Below are 7,512 nucleotides of genomic sequence, written 5' to 3'. Positions count from 1 at the left end.
GCCTGCGACGCTCCGGACGGCGCGCCGATCCTGCGGGCGGTCGCCAACGTGGCCGGTCAGTCCAAGCTCAGCGGCGGCGACCCGATCGGCTCGCTGGTATCGATCGCGCAGGCGCTGGCGTTCACCTCGATCAAGACCGCGACCCGGGTGCTCGACGAGGACGTTCAGGGCAATTCGCTGGCCACCCTGTCGATCTCGCCGGAGAAGTCGATCTCGCAGCGCCTCGCGGACGCCTCGGACCCTCGTACGCCGCTGAATCTGCCCGGCGCGCTGCAGGCGCTGCTGAAAATCGGCATGATCGGCTTGAACTCGGTGATCGCGGTGGTGCGGACGGTGATCGACGCCGCGAACATCTCCGAGCTGGCCACCGCGGGACTGGCGAATCCGCCCGCCGCCCTGGTCAGGCTCGGCGCCGAGCTGGTCGGCGCCGTTCCTCAGCTGATTCCGCCGACCACCGGGGTCCGGCTGATCAACCAGGCATTCGACGCGGTGGTGCAGAACATCACCGACAACAGCGAGCTGCTGAACACGACGACGTGGGTGCGCTACTGGGACACCGTGCAGCGTCACACCGCCTACGCCGGCGCGACCGTCTCGGTCGGCGGGGCCGCGCCCACGCAGTTCGTCGCCGACTGGCTCGCGGCGCTGGCCCGCGACATCGCCGACGCTTTCGGCGGCAAGGCCCAGCCACGGCCGGTGCTGGAGAAGCAACCGACCGGATTCTTCGGGGACGGCTCCGGCGCGTCTTCCACGCCGACTTCGTCCGGTACGGGACAATTTCCGTTCGGGACAGGAGCCGATGGCGCCTCATCCAGCGGCGTGACATCGATTCCGCCCACCGACCGAACCGGCATACCCAACGCCTACCCGTTCTCCACGAACTGATCGCCGAGAGGGTCCGACGATGCGATACTGCGTGCCCTGCTCTGCGGGAATGGGGGAATGTTGAAGTCGTACAAACAGCTTTCCCGCTGGTACGGCGCATTGGAGCCGGAGATCGGTGCACCGGGGAAGGGCAAGCCGGATGAGGCGGATGTCATCATCCCCGCGGACGACGAGGGGCCCGCGCGCTTCCCGGACTACATCCGCGGCGACGCCGAACCGTGGCAGCGCAAGCCCGAGGAGGTCCCCGCGGACCTGCCCGCCCAGCGCAGCGAGTTCACCGGCGGGTGGTCGGACTGGGTGGTGACCGGCCATGCGCCCGGTCCGGACGACGACTACGTCGCACCCCGGCCGGTGGATCCGGTGCCGTTCCCGTGGGCCGGCGACGACGAGCACGAGCCGGTCGAGCAGCCGCGTCCCGCGGAGTCGCGTGCGCTGCGGAAGGCCGCCCGCGACCACCCCGCCGTGCGCCGGGCCCGGCTGTTGCTCATCGTGATCGCGGCGGTGCTGATCATCGCCGTCGCGGCCGTGGGTGTGCTGCTCCTGCTGCGCGCTGCCGCCGATCGCGCCGCGCTGCCGAGGGACTCGCATGTGTCCGCGTCGGTGCAGCTCACCGTCGGCGGCGCCCAGGCGGTCGGCAATCCGCGCGCGGTGGGTTCCGGTGCCTGCCCGACCGAGCGCAGTGACGCGATCGTGCGCAGCGCGGAGGCGGGCGGCACGAGCTCCGGGCCGGAGGTGGTGCTGTCGTTCCAGTACGCGTACTACGTGGAACGCTCCGGGGAGCGAGCCCGCGCGGTCGTCGCACCGGATGCCAACGTCCAGCCCGCCTGGGTCATCCAGCGGGGCATCGACTCCGTCCCGGCGGGCACGGCACATTGCGTGCGGATCGTGACGGTGGGTGACAACCGGTACTCGGTGGAGGTCACCGAATACCGGCCCGGCGGCGCGCCCGCCACGTACAACAGGCAGACGGTCACCACCGCGGTGATCGACGGCCGCACCCTGATCACGGGTATCGCGGCCGGATAAAGGAGAGCAGAAGCGATGGGAGAGGACTGGAGCCGCTGGCTCGACGAAGCGCCCGGGGAGGGCGCGGCGCCGAGCCGGCCGGTGCGTTCCAAGGCTCCGGTGGTGCGGTTGCGGCGCGGCAAGGACGACGGCTCCGAGGCGGATCATCCGGCGCAGCGGCCGATCCTGGTGGTCGGGGGGTGCGGTGGTGCGGGCACCACCACGACGGCGTTGGGCTTGGCGGGCGAACTCGGCACGGGCGGTACCCCGACGGTCGCGGTGGACGCCACCACGGCGGGCAGCGATCTCGCGCTGCGCGGCGCGGACGAGCATTTGCACCCGATCAGCCTGCAATCCTGGTTGTACGGACGCGGTGACGACGAACCCGCCCCGCTGAAGGAATGTCTGTCGCGCGCGACTTCGGGCATCGGCCTGCTCTGGCGCGACGCCGCGCCGCTACGCAGGCGTGCGACCTATCTCACGGTTGCCCGTGCGGTGCGCGACGCCGGATACACCGCCGTCTACGACGGGGGGCATCCGATTGCCGCCCGGCAACTGCTTCCCCTGCTCGATGACGCGGATGTGGCTCTGGTGCTTGCCATTCCGGCGCGCACGGATGCGGCCAACCGCCTGCGGGTCGCGCTGGAATGGCTCGACGACCAGTTCGGCGATACCGGGGAAGGGCACGGCGGCGGCGTCGTCGGCGACACGACGATCGTCGTCTCCCACCAGTACCCCGGCGACGACTCTCGGGTAGCCGAACATTTGCGCGAGCACTTGTCCGGCTGGGTACGCGATATCAAGGAGATTCCCTACGATCCGCACCTGGCCCGAGGGGAACTCGTGCGGCACGCCTCGCTGGCCGCCGAGACGCGCCGGGCATATGGGCGCTTGCTCGCCGGGGTGGCATCATGACCGCCGCCATGATTTTTCCGCGTCAGCCCGACCCCGCGCCCGCCGGTGTGATCGCCCCGCCGGAGTCCCGCCGTGCCGCCATCTGGGACCGCCCCGTACCGGGTGTCGGCCGTGCGCCGCTGGTCTGGCTGCTGGGTGTGCACGGGGGCGCGGGAGCCAGTACCCTCGCGCATGTGCTTGCGCCCGCGGCGGATTCGGGCCGCCGCTGGCCCGGCGTCTTCGACCGCGAAAGTCCGTTCGTCGTCCTCGTCGCCAGAGAAACCATCGCCGGTCTGTCCCGTGCGCACGACCTTCTGCGCCAACATCTTTCGGGTTTCGCCGGTCCCTCCGACGTGCTCGGCCTGATCACCGTCGCTGCGCGGCCCGGCCGGATGGCTCCCGAGATCCGACGCTACCGCGACGTGGTCGGCTCACTGGCCGGACAGGTGTGGCAGGTGCCGTGGTACGAGGAGTGGACGCTGGTCGAACCGGAGCAGCTGCCGGTGTGGTCGCCCGGTGATCCGATGCCATCCAGGAAACGCAAGCTCGATCTGCTGGAGGAAGTCCCGCTCGATGTCCGGGAGCTCGGCGCCGACATCGTGGCGGCCGCTCGGACGGCACTGGAGGAGGCCGGCTACGACCGCCGGTCACCGGATCTCCGTAAGCCGCCCGATGAGTGATCGTCCGCATCGAAACGGCGACAACCACCCACTATTCGAGAAAGGCATCCGATGAGCACGCTCCTCCTCGCCGTGCAGGACACGTACGGCACCGTCCTCGCGCAAGTCGGTAATCCGACGCCGGAGGCGCCGCCGGGCTCGGAGAAGATCCTGCAGCTGGTGCGGTATCTCACCTGGTTCGTGCTGTTGTCCGGAATCTGCGGCATCGTCTACGCGGGTGGCAAGTTCGCCTGGGAGAAGTGGACCGGCGGTGGCCTGGAGTCGCCGAAGATGGTGGCGGGCGCGATGATCGGCGGCGTGGTCGCCACCAGCGCGGGCACCATCATGAACGCCGTCATCGGAACCTGAGGTCGCGATGAGTACCGTGCGCATGCCCGCGGCCGAGTTGCTGGCCTACAAGCAGATGCCTGCCGATGTCCTCGCACCGCTGATGCAGCTGCTGAACTGGCTGCTGTGGTTCGTCCTTCTGGTCTGCCTCGCCTGGATGATCGTGTCCGCGGGGAAGCTGTGGCTGACCTTCCGCAGCGACCTGGCCATGAACGACGCCTCGCACGGCGTGCTGATGAGCCTGCTGGGTGCTGTGGTGGCGAGCACGGCGTCGGGGATCGCCCTGGCGTTCCTGCCCGCGTGAGCCGCCGGATCGGGACGGGGACGACGCGGGAATGACTTCGACAGTACTGCGGCCGGCGGATTCCGCGGCGTGGCGGCGCGACATCCGCCGCCCCGCGGCCGGCGTCGTTGGCGCCGCGCTGCTGTTCGCGGCGGTCGGCTGCGGCGGTAACGCGGATCCGGCGGGGCCGGACCTCTCGGCCGCACCCACCGATGTGCGGTGGCAGCCGTTCCAAGGCGTGCCGCTGCCGCACACCGGCCAAGGACCGCGATCGACGGCCGACGGCGCGGCGACCGGCTTCGAGCACTCGCCGCGCGGCGCGGCCATCGCCGCGCTGACCCATTCGGTGCGGCTGGCGGTAGCCGCCGACACACAATGGGCGAAAGTGGCTGCCGGAGAGGTCGTTCCGGGCGCCGCCAAGGACGAGTGGGCGATCAGCCGGGTGCAGCTGTCGATCACAGGCCCTGCGGCCCCGGAGTTCGCGCCCCGTTTGCTCGGCTACAAGATCACCGGTTACACCGACCGGCACTCCACCGTCGACGTGTACACCGAGTACTCCGACCGATCGAAGGCGGTGCACCACACGGCCGTCGAGTGGTTCGGCGAGGACTGGAGATTACGGCTGCCCGGTCCGGATTCGACCGCCAGACCCATCGATCCGATCGACGCAGTACCGACCGACATCGTGAAAGTGGAGGCACCGACGTGAGCGACAGGGAGTCGTACACGCGCGACCGTGTCTCCTTCGGCATCGTCGCCTCCGCCGCCGTGCTGGCGCTCATCGTGGTGGTCGGCATCTTCGTCTTCGTCAGCCGAGACGAGGAGCAGGCCGGCGGGGCGCCCGCCGTCGCCGAGGGTTCCGGCGGCACCGGCTTCGCGAGCCCCGAGGTGGACATCCTCGGCAGGCGCGTGGACATCCCGAACAACCCTGCCGGACAACCGCTTCCGCAGGATCCCTCCCGGCAGCGCAAGCCCACCGACCCGGACTGGCTGACCGCGGCGCCGCAGGGCACCGCCGAACCGCACGGCTGGCAGCGGGTGTACGGCGCCTCCGTCCCGTTCTCCACCTCCGACGGGCCGACCCGGATCGAGGACGACCTGGCCGTCGGGTACGCGCACACCCCGCAGGGCGCGGTACTGGCCGCGGCGCAGATCACCTACCGGCTCAATGCCCGTCCCGCCGACCGCGACCTGTACGTGCGCCAGGTCCGCGTCTCCGCCCAGCAGATCGCCGCCTACGACAAGGCGCTGGCCGACGACCGCCTGCCCGAGCAGCAGCCGGAGAAAGTGACCCGCTACTTCGTCGCCTCGGACGCGTTCAAAGTGGACGACTACGCCGACGATCTCGCCATCGTCCGGCTGGCCACCAGGGGACCGGTGGTGGACGGCAAACGGCTGTGGGTGGCCACGCGCCTGGTGATGGTGTGGGACGCGGGCGACTGGCGCCTGAAGCCGTCGACCACCAACAACACGCAGATGGAGTATCTCGAGTCGCTGACGGGGTGGACGCAGTGGTGAGCCGGCGCGGTTCCGGCCGGATGCCCTTGGCGCTGATGGGCGCGGGCGCGGTGATCAGCGTCGCGCTGGCAGCCGCCCTGACGGTCGCCGCCCTGCGGGACAACGCTTCCGCCGACGAGCGCGACGCGGGGCCCGGCACGACCTCGGAAAGCAATCCTGATCCCGGCGCCGCGACGGCGGCATTCGGCAACCCGGAGACCGACCTGTTCGGCCGTCGCGTAGACGTCCCCGTCCCCGCGACCGGTGTCGTCCTGCCACAGCATCCGGATCAGCGGCAGCAACCGGGCACGCCCGGATGGACCGCGGCCGCGCCGACTCCCGCGAACGGCGAGGGAGTGTGGCAGCGCCTCTTCGGTGGTCCGGTCGTACGGTTCTCCGCCTCCGACGGACCCTCCCGGATCGACGGCTCCGCCGCGCTGGGATTCGCGCACACGCCGCAGGGCGCCGCGCTGGCCGCCGAGCAGATCTACTGGCGGACCAACGCCAATCCCAAGGATCGCGCCCTGCTCACCCGGCTGGTCGACGTGACGCCGCAGTACTTGGCCGAGTACGACCGGCTGGTCGCCGAGGGCAAGGTGTCCGACCGCCTGCCGGACAAGCTGAGGCCCCTGTTGTTCGCTTCGGATGCGTTCCGAATCGAAAGCTATGCAGATGATTTCGCGAAAGTGCAGTTTGCGAGAAAGGCTCGAGAAACAGTTGATGGCCAACCAACATGGGTGGGCATGCGCCTGGCAGTCCGGTGGCGAGACGGAGATTGGAAGCTCACCACGGTGACAGGCGACGAGCGAGTGCAGATCGAGTCCCTGCTGAGCATCGAGGGGTGGACACAATGGTGAGGCGCCTAGTCACGATACTCGCGGTCATCTTCACGGTGATGATCGCGACGCCGACCGTGGCCTACGGCCAGACCTACGGTTTCGACGAGACGTGCAACGAGATTCACGACACGCTCGACAACGTCGGCCTGCCCGGCATTTCCCTCGGCGACGCCGCGTCCGCCGCCTGCAAGGCGGGTAATGCCGCCTCGCATCCCGACCAGGCGGCGACGGCGGTGAAGGACAAGGCCTGGGATTCCACCTTCGGCAAGGTGGTCGATTCGCTGATGAACGGTCTCGGTGAGGCCATCATCCTGGCGTTGACCTTCTGGATGAAGGTGCCCAACGAGGCGGCCAGCGATTCCGGTTCGTTGTTCACCAAGATCAACGACTACACCTATCAAGCGCAGATCCTGTTGTTGATAGCGTCGGTGATCCTCTCCGGGGCGCGATTGGCCGAAGCCAGACGCGGGGCCGCGATGAACGAGGCGGCCGAATCGTTCCGGATGTTCACCCGCGTCATATTCAGCTCCTGGATGCTCGGCGCGGTGATCGTCGCGGGCACGCAGGCGTCGGACCGCTTCGCGGAGTGGATCATCGACGACTCGACCAACGGCAATGCCAAGGACCTCGCCGAGCTGATGGTGAAAACCAGTAAGCTGCAAGCGTTTTCGCCGGGCCTCGTGCTGATCATCGCGATTGTCGGCCTGCTCGGCGCGCTGGCGCAAATCGTGCTCGCCATCGTGCGGCAGGGCCTGCTGGTGATCGCGGCCGGAGTGCTGCCGCTGGCGGCGGCGGCCTCCGGGATGAACATCGGCAAGCAGTCCTATCAGAAGCTGATCGGCTGGATCATCGCCTTCATGCTGTGGAAACCGGTGGCCGCGATCGTCTACATGATCGCGTTCACCACGGCGGGCCACGTCGACTCGCTCACCCCGACGGGCGGCCTGCCCGACGGTGAGCAGGCCCAGCGCATGCTGGTCGCGATCGTGCTGCTGTGCAGCGTGGCGTTCGTGCTGCCCGCGCTCATGCGGCTGGCCACTCCGGCCGTCGCGATCGTCGGCAGCGGCGGTTCCGGTTTCACCGCGGCGGGCGGCACCCTGGT

At 69.4% G+C, this 7,512-nt stretch carries 9 protein-coding genes and 1 pseudogene; all 10 read left to right on the top strand.

Annotated features, from left to right (window positions below; genetic code table 11):
- Positions 1-885, top strand: a pseudogene (locus ON29_RS17870) (cutinase family protein); the annotation flags it as partial.
- 57 nt (positions 886-942) lie between these two features.
- The gene (locus ON29_RS17865) at positions 943-1,911 is read left to right on the top strand and encodes a DUF8176 domain-containing protein (protein WP_040867669.1); all 969 of its coding nucleotides are present in this window, start codon (positions 943-945) and stop codon (positions 1,909-1,911) included.
- 15 nt (positions 1,912-1,926) lie between these two features.
- Complete coding sequence (locus ON29_RS17860) at positions 1,927-2,805, top strand: MinD/ParA family ATP-binding protein (protein ID WP_040867667.1); 879 nt, start codon at positions 1,927-1,929, stop codon at positions 2,803-2,805.
- Positions 2,802-3,464 carry a DUF6668 family protein gene (locus ON29_RS17855; protein WP_040867665.1) on the top strand — a complete coding sequence of 221 codons (663 nt, stop codon included), beginning with the start codon at positions 2,802-2,804 and terminating at the stop codon, positions 3,462-3,464. Before ON29_RS17860 ends, ON29_RS17855 begins: the two co-directional genes overlap by 4 nt.
- Positions 3,465-3,515: 51 nt before the next feature.
- Positions 3,516-3,812, top strand: a complete 297-nt coding sequence (locus ON29_RS17850) for a hypothetical protein (protein WP_039799032.1) — start codon at positions 3,516-3,518, stop codon at positions 3,810-3,812.
- A 7-nt stretch (positions 3,813-3,819) separates the two neighbouring features.
- A complete protein-coding gene (locus tag ON29_RS17845) occupies positions 3,820-4,095 on the top strand; it encodes a hypothetical protein (RefSeq protein WP_040867663.1) in 276 nt (91 codons plus the stop codon).
- Between the two features lie 31 nt (positions 4,096-4,126).
- Entirely contained in the window at positions 4,127-4,783 is a 657-nt protein-coding gene (locus ON29_RS17840) for a DUF8175 domain-containg protein (protein ID WP_245549000.1), read from the top strand.
- Positions 4,780-5,592: a DUF8175 domain-containg protein gene (locus tag ON29_RS17835; protein ID WP_040867661.1), complete on the top strand. Its 813-nt coding sequence runs from the start codon at positions 4,780-4,782 to the stop codon at positions 5,590-5,592. Before ON29_RS17840 ends, ON29_RS17835 begins: the two co-directional genes overlap by 4 nt.
- The gene (locus ON29_RS17830) at positions 5,589-6,428 is read left to right on the top strand and encodes a DUF8175 domain-containg protein (RefSeq protein WP_157172820.1); all 840 of its coding nucleotides are present in this window, start codon (positions 5,589-5,591) and stop codon (positions 6,426-6,428) included. Before ON29_RS17835 ends, ON29_RS17830 begins: the two co-directional genes overlap by 4 nt.
- A partial coding sequence (locus ON29_RS17825; protein WP_040867659.1) for a hypothetical protein occupies positions 6,422-7,512 on the top strand: 1,091 nt, incomplete at its 3' end. The genes ON29_RS17830 and ON29_RS17825, both read left to right, overlap by 7 nt.

It is taken from the genome of Nocardia exalbida NBRC 100660 (assembly GCF_000308575.1).
Lineage (GTDB): Bacteria > Actinomycetota > Actinomycetes > Mycobacteriales > Mycobacteriaceae > Nocardia > Nocardia exalbida.
The sequence above is the reverse complement of the archived record's forward strand: the minus strand, read 5'-3'. Positions and strand labels throughout refer to the sequence as shown.

Bases quoted from the DNA above. Each gene is read 5' to 3' on its own strand.
- ON29_RS17865 (WP_040867669.1), top strand. From the start codon at position 943: ATGTTGAAGTCGTACAAACAGCTTTCCCGCTGGTACGGCGCATTGGAG.
- ON29_RS17860 (WP_040867667.1), top strand. From the start codon at position 1,927: ATGGGAGAGGACTGGAGCCGCTGGCTCGACGAAGCGCCCGGGGAGGGC.
- ON29_RS17855 (WP_040867665.1), top strand. From the start codon at position 2,802: ATGACCGCCGCCATGATTTTTCCGCGTCAGCCCGACCCCGCGCCCGCC.
- ON29_RS17850 (WP_039799032.1), top strand. From the start codon at position 3,516: ATGAGCACGCTCCTCCTCGCCGTGCAGGACACGTACGGCACCGTCCTC.
- ON29_RS17845 (WP_040867663.1), top strand. From the start codon at position 3,820: ATGAGTACCGTGCGCATGCCCGCGGCCGAGTTGCTGGCCTACAAGCAG.
- ON29_RS17840 (WP_245549000.1), top strand. From the start codon at position 4,127: ATGACTTCGACAGTACTGCGGCCGGCGGATTCCGCGGCGTGGCGGCGC.